We start from the raw sequence: 16,298 nt of genomic DNA, 5'->3' as shown, positions 1-16,298 counted from the left end.
AATACGCATGTTAGTCTCATATCGCTGGTTACAGGATTATATAGATTTATCTGATATGACTCCGTCTGAAGTCGCTGAAAAGCTGACAAGAGGCGGGATAGAAGTAGATATTCTTCATGAATTAAACCAAGGAGTTGAAAACGTAGTTATAGGTAGTGTGACTTCTTGTGAACAACATCCAAATGCTGATAAATTAAATCTTTGTCAGGTTAAAATTGGGGAAGATGTTTCTCAAATTGTGTGCGGGGCTCCTAACGTGGCTGCAGGCCAAAAGGTGGCCGTTGCAAAGCCAGGCGCTAAACTGCCTGGAGGAGTAAAAATAAAACGAACAAAGCTTAGAGGCGAATCATCAGAAGGAATGATCTGTTCCTTGCAGGAGCTTGGTATAGAACCAAAATTAGTGGCAAAAGAGTTTGCAGACGGTATTTTTGTTTTTCCTCAGGAGTGCGAAGAGGGTGCTGATGCTCTTGAGGCATTGAGCCTGAATGATACTGTGCTGGAGCTTGATTTAACACCTAACCGTGCTGATTGTTTAAGCATGATAGGTGTAGCTTATGAGATGGCTGCCCTGTTAGATCGTCAAGTAAAATTGCCGGATACCACCCATCATGAAGATGAAGAGAAGGCTTCAAACTTCGTGTCAGTTGAGGTGGAAAATAGTGAAGACAACCCATACTATGGTGCTAAAGTGATAAAGGATGTAACCATCTCCCCTTCTCCCCTTTGGCTGCAAAACCGTCTGGTTGCTGCTGGAATCAGACCGATTAATAATGTAGTGGACATTACTAACTTTGTGCTATTAGAATACGGTCAGCCTCTACACGCTTTTGATTATGACCGCTTTGGTTCTTCTGAGATTGTTGTACGCCGGGCCAAAGAAGGAGAGAAAATAATTACTCTTGATGAGGAAGAAAGAATATTATCGCCGGATCATTTGGTTATTACAAATGGCAAGGAAGCCACAGCCTTAGCTGGGGTGATGGGAGGAGCTTTTTCAGAGGTGACAAATGAGACAAAGACTGTCCTTTTGGAAGCCGCGTACTTTAACCCATCTTTAGTTCGAAAAGCTTCAAGGGACCATAGTCTTCGGAGTGAATCGAGCAGCAGATTTGAAAAAGGAATTGATCTATTCCGGGTAGAGCAGGCAGCAGAAAGAGCAGCAAAGCTTATGGAAGACCTTGCAGGCGGCAAAGTCCTTGAAGGGATAGTAGAGAAAGATAGCCGTGACAAATCAAAGCCTGTGATTACCACTACAGTTACTCGTATAAACAGTCTTTTAGGAATGGAACTGTCTCAAAGTGATATGATTGATATTTTCAGACGCCTTCGCCTTGATGTTACCGAACAAGGGCATTCTCTTGAAGTCAGCATTCCATCAAGACGGCCTGATTTAAGAATTGAAGAGGATCTAGTGGAGGAAGTCGCACGTTTGTATGGTTATGACTATATTCCAACAACACTGCCGGCAGGAGCCACGACACCAGGTTCCCTTACCGACTATCAGGCAAAAAGAAGACAGGTCCGCAGATATTTAGAAAGCAGCGGACTTCATGAAACGATTAACTACTCATTAACAAGTCCTGAAAAAGTGAACCGGTTTGCGACCGAAAAAACAAAACATACTGTAAATGTTTCAATGCCTATGAGTGAAGAACGAAGTGTAATGAGAACAAGTCTCCTCCCTCATATAATAGATGCCATTCAGTATAATCATAATCGGCAGCTTCACAATACTGCTATCTTTGAGATAGGTTCTATTTTCCTGACTGATCAGGAACAGCTGGCAGAACAGCCTGAAGAAAAGGAGATGCTCGCTGGTGCCATTACTGGTCTGTGGGAAACTCATATGTGGCAGGGAGAGAAGAAGGAAGTTGACTTTTATGTCCTTAAAGGAATACTGGAAGGTATGTTCGAAGAACTGGGCCTGGAAAATGAAATATCATTCAAGCCGCTGAAACTTGAAGATATGCATCCAGGAAGAACAGCAGAAATACTGCTTGGTGGAGAACATGCAGGTTTTATAGGACAAGTTCATCCTTCACTCGAAAAATTGTACGATATTAAAGCAACGTACGTTTTCCAGGTAAATCTCCAATTTATTCTTTCTTTTAAAGGCGAAAACCTTCGTTATCAAACGCTTCCTCGCTATCCTTCGATAGGAAGAGATATCGCCCTGGTCCTTAATGAGGATGTACCTGCTGGTGAAGTGAAAGCAGTTATTAGAAAAGCTGGAGGTTCTCTCCTGCGAAAGGTAAGTCTTTTTGATTTGTATCAAGGCGAGCATATGGAAAAAGGAAAGAAATCTCTTGCCTTTTCACTGCTCTACCTTGATCCTGAACGGACATTGACTGATGAAGAAGTAACAAAGGTACATGAACATGTCCTTGAAGAATTAAAAAGTAACGTAGGCGCTGTGTTAAGAGCATAAGGAATCATAAGTAAAAAAGCTTCCTCCTTTGATTGGAGGAAGCTTTTTTATTGTTTCAGCAGTCATCCTTGAAGAAAGAAAGGATTTAAGAGATGGATGTCGAAAAAGAGTAAAAATGGAGTAATTTTGTCTTAGTGAACGTTTACCCTATGGTAAAATAATAGATAAGTGAAGATGAAAATGATTTAACATGTATTAAGCAGGGAAATACATCTCTTAGCACGTGACGGAAAGGAGAATAATTTTCATCCTTTCTTTTATTCTGTTATGATAAAAGCTAGGGATTTTGGAGAGAATAGGGGGCTTATCGGTGTCTGAAGGAAATAAAAAACAAAAAACAACAGTTAGTATATATGGCCAGCAATATACCATTGTCGGCAAAGAATCATCAAGCCACGTAGTACGTGTTGCAGAATACGTGGATCATAAGATGAGAGAAATAAAGAACAGTAATCCCTACTTAGATACGACAAAGCTTGCGGTACTCACTTCCATAAATTTAGTTGATGAGCATTTAAAGCTCTTAGAGAAACTAAAAGAGTATGAAAATGAAGAGAATGAAAAGGATCGATAATTATGCTTAGTTTGTTAATTATATTATTTTTGTTTATGAGCTTTTTGATAGGTCTCCGGCGTGGATTCGTGCTGCAGCTGGTTCACCTTGTCAGTATATTTATTTCTTTCTTTGTTGCTTATATTTTTTATAGAGATGTTGCTGAATTCCTAAGATTGTGGCTTCCTTATCCGCATTTCTCTACTGATAATGGTACTGTAGCCATGTTGATCTCATCTTTTGACTTTGAATCAGTCTATTATGCAGGGATCTCTTTCGTTTTGCTTTTTTTTATCACCAAGATTCTTTTGCAAATCATAGGCTCCATGCTGGATTTTGTCTCTCACATCCCTATTCTTCGCACCTTTAATCGCTGGCTTGGGGGCGTTCTTGGTCTGTTGGAAACATACTTGATTATTTTTATTCTTTTAATTGCCGCAGCACTGCTGCCTGTTGATTTTATCCAGGAAAGTATCGCTAATTCTTCCATGGCCAGATTAATGGTTGAAAATACACCTATATTGTCTGATTGGCTTCAAAATTTATGGTCTCAGGGTATATAGATAACAATGCTTCTCTCGCAGGTGAGAAGCTTTTTCATGTATTAAGATAGCAAATAGACCAAGATTATGAGTAGAAAAGGGGATCAGGATGAATAAAAAGGAAATGATTCAGCTTTTGGAAAAAATAGCTGTTTATATGGAAATCAAGGGTGAAAATCCATTTAAAGTATCCGCTTACCGGAAAGCTGCCGGAGCTCTTGAAAAAGATGAACGGACACTTGGTGAAATTCACGATCCTTCTGAACTGTCCGGCATCGGCAAAGGGACGGCTTCTGTTATTGAAGAATTAAGAGAAACAGGTACCTCCGAGCTTTTAGAAGAGCTGAAAAAGGATATACCAGAAGGACTTCTTGCTTTGTTAAAGCTTCCAGGTCTTGGAGGGAAAAAGATTGGACGGCTATATCAAGAACTTGGTGTGGTAGATGTGCAGACATTAAAAGCAGCGTGTGAGGAAGAAAAGGTGCAAAAACTTTCCGGGTTTGGCGCGAAGTCTGAGGAAAAAATATTGGCTACGATTGAGGAAGTCGGATCGAGACCGGAGCGGCTGCCTCTGGCATATATGATGGAGATCGCGGATTGGGTGGACACAAGGCTGGAAGGCCTAAAAGGAATAATTAGGTATGAAAGAGCAGGGAGTCTTCGGCGTATAGAAGAAACTGTCAAGGATCTTGATTACATTATTGCAGTAGAAGATGCAGAAGAGGTAAGAAGACAGCTTGTAGAAATGGAGAGTGTAACCAATATTATTGCTGATGGGACCTCAAAGGTTTCTTTGGAAGTTTCATTTGATTTTACCGTTGGAATTGACTTTCGCTTAGTAAAGGATGAAGAATTTGCCACCACCCTTCATCATTTTACAGGATCAAAAGAACACAACGTTCTTATGAGGCAGCTCGCGAAAGCACAAGGAGAGAAAGTGAGTGAGTATGGAGTTGAATCTCTGGATTCAGGTAAAGTGAAAACCTTTGCTTCAGAAAAAGAATTTTATAAGCATTTTAACCTGTATTATATCCCTCCCGAAGCGAGAAGCGGCCTTCATGAAACAGAAATTTTTAAAGAACCAAAGGAATTACTTCAAATAAATGATATACGCGCTGACCTTCATATGCATACAACGTGGAGTGACGGTGGTTATTCAGTAAAGGAAATGGCAGAGGCAGCACGTGAAAGAGGTTATGAATATATTGCGATTACCGATCATTCTAAATTTCTTCAGGTAGCTAATGGCCTGAATGAAGATCGATTGAAAAGGCAGCAAGAAGAAATTCAACGTGTTAACGAAACGATGGATGATATCACGATTTTTTCTGGAATTGAAATGGATATTCGACCCGATGGTACTTTGGACTTTGAGGACGAGACATTAAAGGAGATTGATTTTGTCATTGCTTCCATTCATTCCTCTTTTTCTCAAAAAAGAGAAACGATTATGAAAAGGCTGGAAACTGCTTTAACAAATCCTTACGTCAATCTGATTGCTCATCCTACGGGAAGGTTGATCGGACGCCGTGAAGGTTATGATGTAGATGTAGAGCAGTTAATTGAAAAAGCCGCCAAGACAGGAACAGCCTTAGAATTGAATGCGAACCCTCACAGGCTGGATTTATCTGCTAAGTGGCTGAAATTGGCGGCTGAAAAGGGAGCTGTCATTTCTATCAATACGGATTCCCACCAAACCAGCACCTTTACGTATATGGAGGTTGGAGCAGGGTTTGCACGTAAGGCTATGCTGACAAAAGATCAAGTTCTGAACACCTGGTCAAAAGACGACTTTCTATCGTTTGTAAATAAAAAGCAAAACAACTCAGGAGAGAAGTAAAAGAATATGACAACTAAAGAAAACAAACGTTTGAAATGCTGGAAAAGGAGGAGGCTTTTTTGTTAGAAAGAGTGCTGCGTGTATTAGAATATGACAAAATGAAACAACAGCTTAAAGCTCATATTGCTTCTTCTCTTGGAAGAAAAAAAGCAGAGGAACTACAGCCTTTAACGGATCTTGAAACCGTGAAGAAAGAGCAAAAGCGGACGTATGAAGGTACAAAAGTTCTTCGTTTAAAGGGACAGGCTCCTCTTGGAGGGATCCATGATATCCAGCCACAAATTAAGCGTGCGAACATTGGTGGTATGCTCAACGCCGAAGAGTTACGGGATGTAGCAGATACTATCTATGGCGGCAGACGCTTGCGCACATTCATTCAAAACATGGTTGAGGAGGAAGTGTCTTTACCTTTATTAGATGAGTTAACAAGCGCCATCATTCCATTAACAGAGGTTGAAAAAAACATTAAACAGTGTATTGATGAGCATTCTGAGGTTCTTGATTCTGCAAGTGATTCTTTGAGAAATATAAGACAAAATATTAGAAGTCATGAATCTTCGGTGCGATCCAAGCTGGATCAAATCATTCGGTCTTCCAGCAATCAAAAGAAACTGTCTGACACGATAGTGACGATAAGAAATGATCGGTATGTGATTCCAGTAAAGCAAGAATACAGAGGGGCTTTTGGAGGAATCGTTCACGACCAGTCAGCATCTGGAGCAACATTATTTATCGAGCCTCAATCTGTGGTTTCAATCAATAACCTGCTAAGAGAAGCACGAGTGAAAGAAAGACAGGAAATTGAACGGATACTCATGGAGTTATCAGGATTAATAAATGAGCATGGGGAGGAGCTGCTCAGCAATATTGAAGTGCTTGCTGAGCTTGATTTTCTTTTTGCGAAAGCTTACTATGCAAAAGAAATTAAGGGCACGCAGCCTTCTTTAAATGAGGAGGGCCGCCTTGAATTTCTGAAAGCCCGTCATCCTCTTCTTTCCGAAGAGGAGGTCGTTCCTATTGATGTAGAGCTTGGAGGTTCATTTTCTTCCTTGATCATAACCGGTCCGAATACCGGAGGAAAGACAGTCACTTTGAAAACAGTAGGCCTGCTGTCTTTAATGGCTCAATCCGGCCTTTTCCTTCCGGTAGAGGAAGGGTCGGAAGCTTCAGTTTTTTCTCAGGTTTTTGCTGATATTGGAGATGAACAGTCTATTGAACAAAATTTAAGCACATTTTCTTCCCATATGACTAATATCGTAAACATTTTAAAACATGTCGATCATAAAAGCCTGGTTCTATTTGATGAAATAGGGGCAGGAACTGATCCGACGGAAGGAGCTGCCCTGGCTGTTTCAATTCTGGACTATGTGTACAGTACTGGTGCTAAGTTAGTAGCGACTACCCACTACAGTGAACTCAAGGGATATGCTTACAATCGAAAAGGCGTAATGAATGCAAGTGTGGAATTCAATGTTGAAACCTTAAGCCCAACGTATCGTCTCCTTATCGGTGTGCCGGGCCGAAGTAACGCTTTTGCGATTTCCCGGCGCCTCGGGCTGGATGAATCGATCATTGCAGCTGCAGAGAACGAAGTAACAGCTGATTCACGTCAAGTGGAGCAGATGATCACCTCACTTGATGAAAGACGAAAAGCTGCTGAAATGGAAAGAGAGGAAGCTGAGGCTCATCGTAGGGAAGCAGAAAAGCTTCATGAAGAGCTTGAGCATAAGCTGGCAGAAGTGGAAGAGAAAAGGTCAGGTATTTTACAGGAAGCTGAAGATAAAGCTGAAAAAGAAGTGAAAAAGGCACGAAAAGAAGCAGAAAGCATTATCAGTGATCTGCGGCGTTTACAAAAAGAAGGATTGTCTGTTAAAGAGCATGAACTTATCAGTGCAAAAAAACGAATGGATAAAGCAGCACCCGAACTTACTACCAAAACAAAACAAATAAAAAAACAAGCTAAGAAAAAAGAAGCTCTTAACCCCGGAGATGAGGTAAAAGTATTGAGCTTCGGCCAAAAGGGGCAGATTATTAAGCAGGTAAACGAGACGGAGTTTCAGGTCCAATTAGGAATTATGAAAATGAATGTAAAAAAAGAAGATATGGAGAAGGTTAAAGGAGAAAGGGCTAAATCTCAGCCTAAGCCGATAGCTTCCGTGTCTTCGGCAGGACAAGCAGTAAAACCAGAACTGGATCTGCGTGGAGAACGCTTCGATGAAGCGATGAGAAAAGTAGAGAAGTATTTAGATGAGGCTGTTCTTGCCGGGTACAACCAGGTTCATATTATTCACGGAAAAGGAACGGGGGCTTTGCGTAAAGGCGTAAAGGACTTGTTAAAGAAACACCCGAGTGTGAGCGGAACTCGTGACGGAGGTATGAATGAGGGCGGGCTTGGTAATACAGTGGTTGATTTAAAATAATAGCCTTGTACACTTATAGAGGGCTGGTGGCAGACGTGGAGGAGCTATTTGAAAATCCATTTATACAAACAGCAGGCCAATACAGTGTAGCGGTATTGGCGTTGATCGTATGCCTGACTATTTTCGAATTTTTAACTCCCTATAAAAATTGGGAAGAAATCAAAGCTGGAAACATGGCCGTAGCTCTAGCCACAGGCGGGAAGATATTTGGGGTAGCAAATATCTTCCACTTTTCTATTTTGCATAACGATTCTATTTTGGTCATGTTAGTATGGGGGGCATTCGGGTTTGCTTTGCTTATGTTAGGATATATGATATTTGAATTCTTAACTCCAATGTTTAAAGTGGATGAGGAAATAGAAAATGGGAATAAGGCAGTAGGGTTTATCGCCTTTGTTTTGTCAACAGGGCTTTCTTTTGTTATCGGGGGAGGAATTAATTCGATGTAACGAAAGAGAGCTTGATTTAGGATGAGGAGGATCAGTTGTGGAAACACTATGGAAAGTCTTAATTGTTTGTTGTATCGGATTTATGTTGGCAGGGGTTATTTACTTAACATTTTTCGTATAATTATGGAAATTCAGGGAGGGGAGTCCTCCTTTCATCTTATTATTTCGAATATTCATTATAATTTGTCAAAAATTTTAAATAACCAGTTTAAAATTGTAAACGCTTCCATTAGAATGTAAGTATAAGGGAGGAGTTTTAAAAAGAAGGAGGACTTTAAAATAAAAGGAGATGGGGAAATGGTAAAGGAAAAATTATGGCTGGAAAGTTACCCGCAGGAGATACCTTCAACTCTAGAGTATGAAAATCGTTCTTTGCAATCATTTTTACAAGAAGCAGCACGAGAGAATCCTGAAAAACAAGCTTTTCATTTTATGGGTAAGGATATGACCTATAAAGAGGTCTACGGAGATGCTCTGAGATTTGCAAATCAACTGCAAAGCCTTGGAGTGAATAAGGGAGATCGTGTTGCCATTATGCTTGCCAACACCCCTCAATCGGTTATTTGTTATTACGGTGCTTTATTAGCAGGGGCCGTCGTAGTACAAACAAATCCATTATACGTCGAACGGGAGATCGAGCACCAAATGATCGATTCTGGTGCAAAGGTTATGGTATGTCTTGATATTCTTTACCCCAGAGTAGAAAAGGTATGGAAAAAAACTTCTTTAGAATATGTAGTGGTAACTAGTATTAAGGATTACCTGCCTTTCCCTAAAAATGTAATTTATCCTTTCGTGCAGAAAAAGAACACCGGTATCAAGGTTAATATTTCGTATAACAGCAAAACACTCCATTTTCCGTCTCTTCTTTCAGAGGGGGAAGAGAAGGAGCTTGATATACCGATTGACCCAAAAGAAGATCTTGCTTTATTACAATACACCGGGGGGACCACCGGACCGGCAAAAGGTGTGATGCTTACTCATTACAACCTGGTAGCAAATACGCTTCAATGCAGGGCATGGATGTACAAAATGAAAAAAGGAGAAGAACGGGTTCTGGCTGCATTACCGTTTTTTCATGTGTACGGTATGACCGTTGTAATGAATTTATCTATCATGTATTTGACGAAAATGATTATCCTTCCTAAATTTGACCCGAAACAAGTGTTAAAGGCGATTCAAAAACATAAGGTAAGTCTGTTCCCTGGAGCTCCTACTATGTATGTCGGTCTTATTAATGAACCTGATATCGAGAAATATGATCTCTCTTCTATCGAAGCATGTCTCAGCGGTTCGGCTCCTCTTCCAGTGGAGGTTCAACAGCAGTTTGAGAAGCTGACTGGCGGAAAACTGGTTGAGGGATATGGATTAACAGAAACCTCCCCAGTAGCTGTCTCCACCCCGATTTGGGGGAAAAGAAAAGCCGGAAGCATAGGGGTGCCATGGCCTGATACCGAGGTGACCGTTCTTTCGGCAGAAACAGGTGAAACAGCTGAGCCAGGTGAAATAGGTGAACTTATGATCAGGGGACCGCAGGTAATGAAAGGCTATTACAACAAGCCTGAGGATACAGCTGCATCTTTTAAGGAAGACTGGTTTTTAACAGGCGATATGGGTTACATGGATGAAGAAGGGTACTTTTATATCGTAGATCGGAAAAAAGACATGATTATTGCTGGTGGCTTTAACATTTATCCAAGAGAGATAGAGGAAGTGCTGTACGAACATGAAGCCGTTCAGGAAGCAGCCGTAATCGGTGTGCCTGACACGTATAGAGGAGAAACCGTGAAAGCATTTGTCGTACTAAAAAAAGGAAAAAACGTAACAGAAGAAGAACTTGAAAAGTTCTGCCGGGAAAATTTAGCTGCATTTAAAGTGCCTCGTTTATATGAATTTAAAGAAGAGCTTCCAAAGACAATGGTTGGAAAAATCCTTCGTCGGGCGCTTGTGGAAGAGGAAGAAAAAAAGCGTAAAGAAAATGAGGATTCATTAAAAAAAGGAAGCTAATGATGTAAGCCGCCGTACCATCGGCGGTTTATTTATTGCAGATGGAGAAGGTGCCAGGCACCAATTTGGGACTGTAACAAGTTCAAGGGGGCATCTCGTGTCATGGGAAAGTAATATGACAATGAGAGCTGGTGCCAGGCACCATTATAAAAAAATTGTAAAAAAGGATTTAAAAATGAACGACTATTCAGTACAATGGGGATAGAGGAGAAATACCTTTAGAGAGGAGAGGGTGAGGGAGGATCTTGAATGGTAAAAGAACTGCAGAGAAAATGGGAATCTAAATATCCGCCTGAAATTTCAACAAATATTGAATATCCAAAAAGAACTCTTCAATCCTTTTTAAAACAAACGGCAGAAGAGTATCCAAATCATAAAGCCCTGTATTTTTATGGGAAAGAGTGGACATATTTGGAGCTCTATGAAGAGTCTGTTACATTTGCCGGCCAACTTCAAGACCTGGGTGTAAAGAAAGGTGATCGGGTAGCCATCATGCTTCCTAACACTCCCCAGTCTGTCATTAGTTATTATGGAACATTGTTAGCAGGAGCAGTGGTAGTGCAGACCAATCCCCTTTACATGGAGCGGGAGCTCTTACATCAGATGACTGATTCAGGAGCTAAGGTTATGATCTGCCTGGATCTACTTTACCCCCGTGTGATGAAAGTTAAGGAAGAGACACAGCTTGAACATATTGTCGTAACAAAAATAAAAGACTGCCTGCCTTTCCCAAAAAATGTGTTATACCCACTAACGCAAAGAAAAAGTGCAAAGGTTAAAGTAGACATTTCCTACAATCATTTTATCCACTCTTTTTCATCCTTGCTGAAAAAAGGATCCTTTAAGGAAATCGAGGATGAGGTGGATCCAGTTGAAGATCTAGCCCTTCTACAATATACCGGAGGGACTACTGGCCTTGCGAAAGGTGTTATGCTATCGCACTATAACTTAGTAGCTAACACTACTCAATGTTTAAGCTGGATGTATCAAATGGAAAAAGGAAAGGAAAAAACATTAGCTGTTCTGCCTTTTTTCCATGTTTACGGTATGACAGTTTCCATGAACCTTTCGGTTATGAATGGATCACAAATGGTGATTCTCCCTAAGTTTGACCCAAAAGAGGTTCTACAAATGATTCAGAAACATAAGATAACCACCTTCCCAGGTGCGCCAACGATGTATATTTCACTTTTAAATCACCCTGACCTTGAGAAATTCGACCTATCGTCTATTAAGGCATGTATCAGCGGTTCTTCTCCGCTTCCCGTTGAAGTACAGCACCAATTTGAATCTGTGACGGGCGGCAAGCTTGTAGAGGGATTTGGATTAACTGAAAGTTCCCCGGTAACGCATTGTAATTTAATCTGGGGGGAGAGAAAAGAAGGAAGCATTGGTCTTCCGTGGCCCAATACGGACGCTGCAATCCTTTCACAGGAAAGTGAAGACTTCGGCGAGCCTGGAGAAATTGGGGAGTTAATTATAAGAGGACCGCAGGTAATGAAGGGATACTGGAACCGTCCAGAAGAAACAGCTGCTACTTTCTTTGACGAATGGCTGAAAACGGGAGACATGGGTTACATGGATGAAGAGGGTTTTTTCTACATTGTTGACCGGAAGAAGGATATGATTATTGCCAGTGGATTTAATATCTATCCTCGTGAGATTGAAGAGGTACTGTATGAACATCATGCAGTTCAAGAAGCTGTAGTGATTGGAGTGCCTGACCCGTACCGCGGGGAAACGGTAAAAGCATTTATCGTAACAAAGGAAGGAATGACTCTCACGGAAGGCGAACTTAACAAGTATTGCAGAGAGAATCTTGCTTCCTACAAAGTTCCAAAGATATATGAATTTCGAAGTGAGCTTCCTAAGACTATGGTGGGAAAGGTTCTCCGCCGGGTTCTTGTGGAAGAGGAAAAAGAGAAACGAGCACAGGCTAAAGAAAAGAGTCATCAGAAAACTTCCTGAAATCCTGGAATTAAGATTGACAGTTTATAAATGTTTTCATAAAATAAAAGAAAGATGAATGAACGGTCATTCATTACATCGTGAATTACATCGCAAAGAATGAATGGGAGAAAGGAAGACTAAGATGAGTAAACGAAAAGGACCGAAATACGAACAAATTATAGAAGCGGCCGTTCGTGTTATTGCAAAAAATGGCTACCACCACGCACAAGTTTCAAAAATCGCCAAAGAGGCAGGTGTAGCAGACGGCACCATTTATCTCTACTTTAAAAATAAAGAAGACATCCTCATTTCACTTTTTGACGAAAAGATGGGCACGTTCGTCAGTAAAATCAGAGAGGAATTGTCAACAGTGGAGTCAGCTGCAGAAAAGCTGTCGGTCCTAATCAAGCTTCATTTTAAACAATTGGCCGCTGACAAGCATTTAGCTGTGGTTACCCAATTAGAATTAAGGCAGTCTCACAGCGATTTGCGTCAGCAGATCAATGAAATATTGAAAGATTACTTATCTTTAATGGAAGAAGTAATCATAGAAGGCAAGGAATCTGGAAGCTTTTCTTCTTCGTTGAACGAAAAGCTATCAAGACAAATGGTCTTTGGAACTTTAGATGAAGTGGTAACAAACTGGGTTATGAAAGAATGTAAATATGATCTGGAAGAATTAGCTGAACCTGTTTATTCTATGCTTTTAAATGGTTTTAAAACCAATGCTGAAAGCACGGTAGAAATGTAACAGCTATAAGAAACGAAGAGGGGGACAGCCTTTGTTATGTCATATTTGTCTATAAGAAAGGAACATAAGATTGGGTATATTACCATAAATCGGCCCCCGGCTAATGCTCTAGCCAAAGCATTGCTGGAAGACTTTGAGAAAGCAATAGAAGAGCTTGAACAAGATACAGAGGTAAAGGTTATTATTTTACATGGGGAAGGTAAATTCTTTGCAGCGGGAGCTGATATTAAAGAATTTACACAGGTGAAGAATGAAGAAGAGTTCGCCCGGTTAGCAAAAAACGGGCAGCTTTTATTCGAACGATTGGAAGCCCTTACAAAACCGGTGATCGCGGCTATCCATGGAGCTGCTCTGGGAGGGGGATTGGAGCTTGCCATGGCTTGCCACATAAGGATCGCAACCGAAGAAGCAAAGCTCGGGCTGCCAGAGCTTAACCTTGGAATCATTCCTGGTTTTGCCGGCACCCAGAGGCTGACCCATATAGCAGGCAGTGCAAAAGCAGCTGAAATGATGCTGAGCGGCGAGCCCATAACAGGGAGAGAAGCAAAGGCCGCAGGACTAGTAAATCAAGTATGTGCAGAAGGCGAGCATTTGGAAACAGCTGTAAAGCTTGCAGAAAAGATAGCTTCCAAGAGTGCCGTGAACATTCGCATGATTATGGAGCTGCTCTCTTACAGCAAAGGAGAGGACTTTAGAAAAGGAGTCGAAAGAGAAGCAGAGCTTTTTGGAGAATCGCATGGAACACATGACAGTAAAGAAGGAATCACTGCTTTTCTTGAAAAAAGGAAACCTCAATTTAAAGACCACTAAGCAAATTTATTTTACTAGGGAGGGATAGTAATGAATATTTTTGTCATTATGAAACGCACATTTGACACGGAAGAGAAAATTGTAATTAACAACGGGGCAATTGATGAAGAGGGAGCAGAGTTTATCATTAATCCCTATGACGAGTACGCTATAGAGGAAGCCATTGTTTTACGAGAAGCTCATGGCGGGGAAGTGACAGTCATAACTGTAGGGGATGAGGAAGCAGAAAAGGAGCTCCGTACCGCTCTGGCAATGGGAGCAGACAAAGCCGTTTTACTGGACATTGAGGATATTGATGGTGAAATTGATCATTTCAGTGTCTCAACTATGCTCACGGCATACTTAAAAGACCAGGAGTATGACATTATCCTGGGGGGAAATGTTGCCGTTGATGATGGAGCTGGACAGGTAGCACCTCGTGTAGCCGAAGGTCTTGGAATTAATCAAGTAACAACGATTACAAAGCTTACAGTCGATGGAGATAAAGCAACAATTGAAAGGGATGTAGAAGGGGACATCGAAATTGTAGAAACTGCTCTTCCTCTTCTGGTGACTTGCCAGCAAGGGTTGAATGAACCAAGGTATCCATCACTTCCAGGGATTATGAAAGCAAAGAAAAAGCCATTAGAGACGCTTGACCTGGATGATTTAGATCTTGAGGAAGAAGACGTAGAAGCAAAGACTAAAACGACTGACCGCTTTCTCCCTCCGGAAAAAGGAGAAGGGAAAATTCTTGAAGGCGATGTTAACGATCAGGTAAAGGAATTAATTGACCTATTGAAAAATGAAGCAAAAGTTGTCTAAGGAGGGATTTAGAATGGCTAAAAAAGTAATTGTTCTGGGAGAAACCCGCGATGGGGAAATTAGAAATGTAACCTTTGAAGCAATCGCAGCAGCTAAAAAGGTTGCTGATGGAGGAGAAGTAGTCGGTGTTCTCTTTGGAGAGAACGCGAGTGGCTTTGCGAATGAAATGATTCATTACGGGGCAGACCGTGTGCTGACTTCAGAGCATTCAGACTTAAAGCAGTATACCACTGACGCTTATCAGCAGGCAATTTTACAAGTGTGTGATCAAGAAAGCCCAGAGGGGATTATCTTTGGCCATACTTCTTCAGGGAAGGATCTTGCTCCCCGACTGGCTGCTAAACTTGGGTCAGGACTTGTATCCGACGCTGTGGACATAGAGATAGAGGGAGGCACGGCGGTTTTTACCCGTCCTATTTATTCAGGTAAAGCTTTTGAAAAGAAATCTATCGAGGATGGGCTCGTATTTGCTACCATTCGCCCCAACAATATCGCTTCTTTAGAGAAAGATGAGGCAAGAAGCGGAGAGGTACAGTCTATTGACGTAGATATCAAGGATTTACGCACCATCATTAAAGAGGTAGTGAAGAAAACGGCCGGCGGCGTAGACTTATCTGAAGCGAAGGTCATTGTTGCCGGCGGCCGTGGAGTTAAAAGTGATGAAGGGTTTAAGCCACTTTATGAACTTGCTGAAGTGTTAGGCGGGGCTGTAGGGGCATCCCGGGGTGCCTGCGATGCCGAGTATTGTGACTACGCTTTGCAAATTGGGCAGACAGGTAAAGTGGTAACTCCTGACCTTTACATTGCGGCTGGTCTTTCCGGGGCTATTCAGCATTTGGCGGGAATGTCCAATTCCAAGGTCATCGTTGCGATTAACAAAGATCCTGAAGCGCCTATTTTTGAAGTAGCAGACTATGGTATAGTAGGCGACCTGTTTGAAGTTATTCCGCTTCTTACTGAAGAGTTTAAGAAAGTTACAGCGTAAGACAAAGAAGGGTGTCCCAAAAGCCTGCTTTTGGTGCTACCCTTCTTTTTGTTTCCTGTTCAGGGCACATAGAATGTCCAGTTTTATATTTTTATTTTCGGGTATTCTAACTAGTGCAAGTTATTCGCTTCTATCATTTGGCAATGCTATAATGCATATGTGTAACTAAAGTGTTGACCAAAGGAGGATTATAATGGCAATTGTAAATGTAACTGATCAAAACTTTGCGGAAGAAACATCTGCGGGGGTAGTTCTTGCAGATTTTTGGGCTCCGTGGTGCGGACCTTGTAAAATGATTGCGCCTGTTTTAGAGGAACTTGATTCTGAAATGGGAGACAAAGTGAAAATTGCTAAACTTGATGTAGACGAAAACCAGGAAACTGCTGGGAAATATGGGGTAATGAGTATCCCGACTCTCCTTGTATTCAAAGAAGGAGAAGTAGTCGAGCAAGTGGTTGGATTCCAGCCAAAAGAGCAATTGGAAGAACTGCTTAATAAACATCTGTAAGAAAAAACGAACTGGTGGCAGAAGACGTTTGCCACCAGTTTTTTATGTGAATTAATATGTTTACATTGCACTCTTCTTTTTTAAAAGGCTTTGTTAAAGGCTGATGTGGATTTTATAAGGCCTTTGATTGTAGATAAAAACGCTCGACACCATTGGGATAAGCCGAAGATACAATTGACTGAATAGTATTACTTGCTGTTCCTCCTTTATAAGACAGCTTTTATGCAGTATGATTAAGCCGGGAATAATAA

At 41.3% G+C, this 16,298-nt stretch carries 13 protein-coding genes; all 13 read left to right on the top strand.

Annotated elements, in window-relative coordinates; genetic code table 11:
* The first annotated feature begins 7 nt into the window (after window positions 1-7).
* The 13 genes from pheT (at window position 8) to trxA (ending at window position 16,047) form a co-directional block, all read left to right on the top strand.
* Window positions 8-2,428 carry a phenylalanine--tRNA ligase subunit beta gene (gene pheT / locus CEF17_RS12590; protein WP_100399833.1) on the top strand — a complete coding sequence of 807 codons (2,421 nt, stop codon included), beginning with the start codon at window positions 8-10 and terminating at the stop codon, window positions 2,426-2,428.
* A gap of 310 nt (window positions 2,429-2,738) precedes the next feature.
* Window positions 2,739-3,002, top strand: coding sequence for a cell division protein ZapA (gene zapA, locus CEF17_RS12585; RefSeq protein ID WP_100399832.1), 264 nt, complete (start codon window positions 2,739-2,741; stop codon window positions 3,000-3,002).
* 2 nt (window positions 3,003-3,004) lie between these two features.
* Window positions 3,005-3,544: a CvpA family protein gene (locus tag CEF17_RS12580; protein WP_100399831.1), complete on the top strand. Its 540-nt coding sequence runs from the start codon at window positions 3,005-3,007 to the stop codon at window positions 3,542-3,544.
* Window positions 3,545-3,626: 82 nt separating this feature from the next.
* Window positions 3,627-5,363, top strand: coding sequence for a DNA polymerase/3'-5' exonuclease PolX (polX, locus tag CEF17_RS12575; RefSeq protein ID WP_100399830.1), 1,737 nt, complete (start codon window positions 3,627-3,629; stop codon window positions 5,361-5,363).
* A gap of 35 nt (window positions 5,364-5,398) precedes the next feature.
* Complete coding sequence (locus CEF17_RS12570; protein ID WP_100399829.1) at window positions 5,399-7,783, top strand: endonuclease MutS2; 2,385 nt, start codon at window positions 5,399-5,401, stop codon at window positions 7,781-7,783.
* Between the two features lie 35 nt (window positions 7,784-7,818).
* Entirely contained in the window at window positions 7,819-8,232 is a 414-nt protein-coding gene (locus tag CEF17_RS12565; RefSeq protein ID WP_100399828.1) for a DUF350 domain-containing protein, read from the top strand.
* A gap of 297 nt (window positions 8,233-8,529) precedes the next feature.
* Window positions 8,530-10,239, top strand: a complete 1,710-nt coding sequence (locus CEF17_RS12555; RefSeq protein ID WP_100399826.1) for a long-chain-fatty-acid--CoA ligase — start codon at window positions 8,530-8,532, stop codon at window positions 10,237-10,239.
* Between the two features lie 249 nt (window positions 10,240-10,488).
* Window positions 10,489-12,207, top strand: coding sequence for a long-chain-fatty-acid--CoA ligase (locus tag CEF17_RS12550; protein ID WP_100399825.1), 1,719 nt, complete (start codon window positions 10,489-10,491; stop codon window positions 12,205-12,207).
* A 124-nt stretch (window positions 12,208-12,331) separates the two neighbouring features.
* Window positions 12,332-12,940 carry a TetR/AcrR family transcriptional regulator gene (locus CEF17_RS12545; RefSeq protein WP_054635090.1) on the top strand — a complete coding sequence of 203 codons (609 nt, stop codon included), beginning with the start codon at window positions 12,332-12,334 and terminating at the stop codon, window positions 12,938-12,940.
* 36 nt (window positions 12,941-12,976) lie between these two features.
* Window positions 12,977-13,750: an enoyl-CoA hydratase gene (locus CEF17_RS12540; protein WP_100399824.1), complete on the top strand. Its 774-nt coding sequence runs from the start codon at window positions 12,977-12,979 to the stop codon at window positions 13,748-13,750.
* 30 nt (window positions 13,751-13,780) lie between these two features.
* Entirely contained in the window at window positions 13,781-14,554 is a 774-nt protein-coding gene (locus CEF17_RS12535) for an electron transfer flavoprotein subunit beta/FixA family protein (protein WP_100399823.1), read from the top strand.
* 13 nt (window positions 14,555-14,567) lie between these two features.
* Window positions 14,568-15,539 (top strand): electron transfer flavoprotein subunit alpha/FixB family protein, encoded by a 972-nt coding sequence (locus CEF17_RS12530; protein ID WP_100399822.1) that lies wholly within the window; start codon window positions 14,568-14,570, stop codon window positions 15,537-15,539.
* Between the two features lie 193 nt (window positions 15,540-15,732).
* Window positions 15,733-16,047, top strand: a complete 315-nt coding sequence (gene trxA, locus CEF17_RS12525; protein WP_054635088.1) for a thioredoxin — start codon at window positions 15,733-15,735, stop codon at window positions 16,045-16,047.
* The last annotated feature ends 251 nt before the right edge of the window (window positions 16,048-16,298 follow it).

Origin of the sequence: Bacillus sp. FJAT-44742 (assembly GCF_002797315.1) — a bacterium.
GTDB classification, from domain to species: domain Bacteria; phylum Bacillota; class Bacilli; order Bacillales; family Marinococcaceae; genus Thalassorhabdus; species Thalassorhabdus alkalitolerans.
Note: the sequence above shows the minus strand (reverse complement) of the source record. Positions and strands in the feature narration are given on the sequence as shown.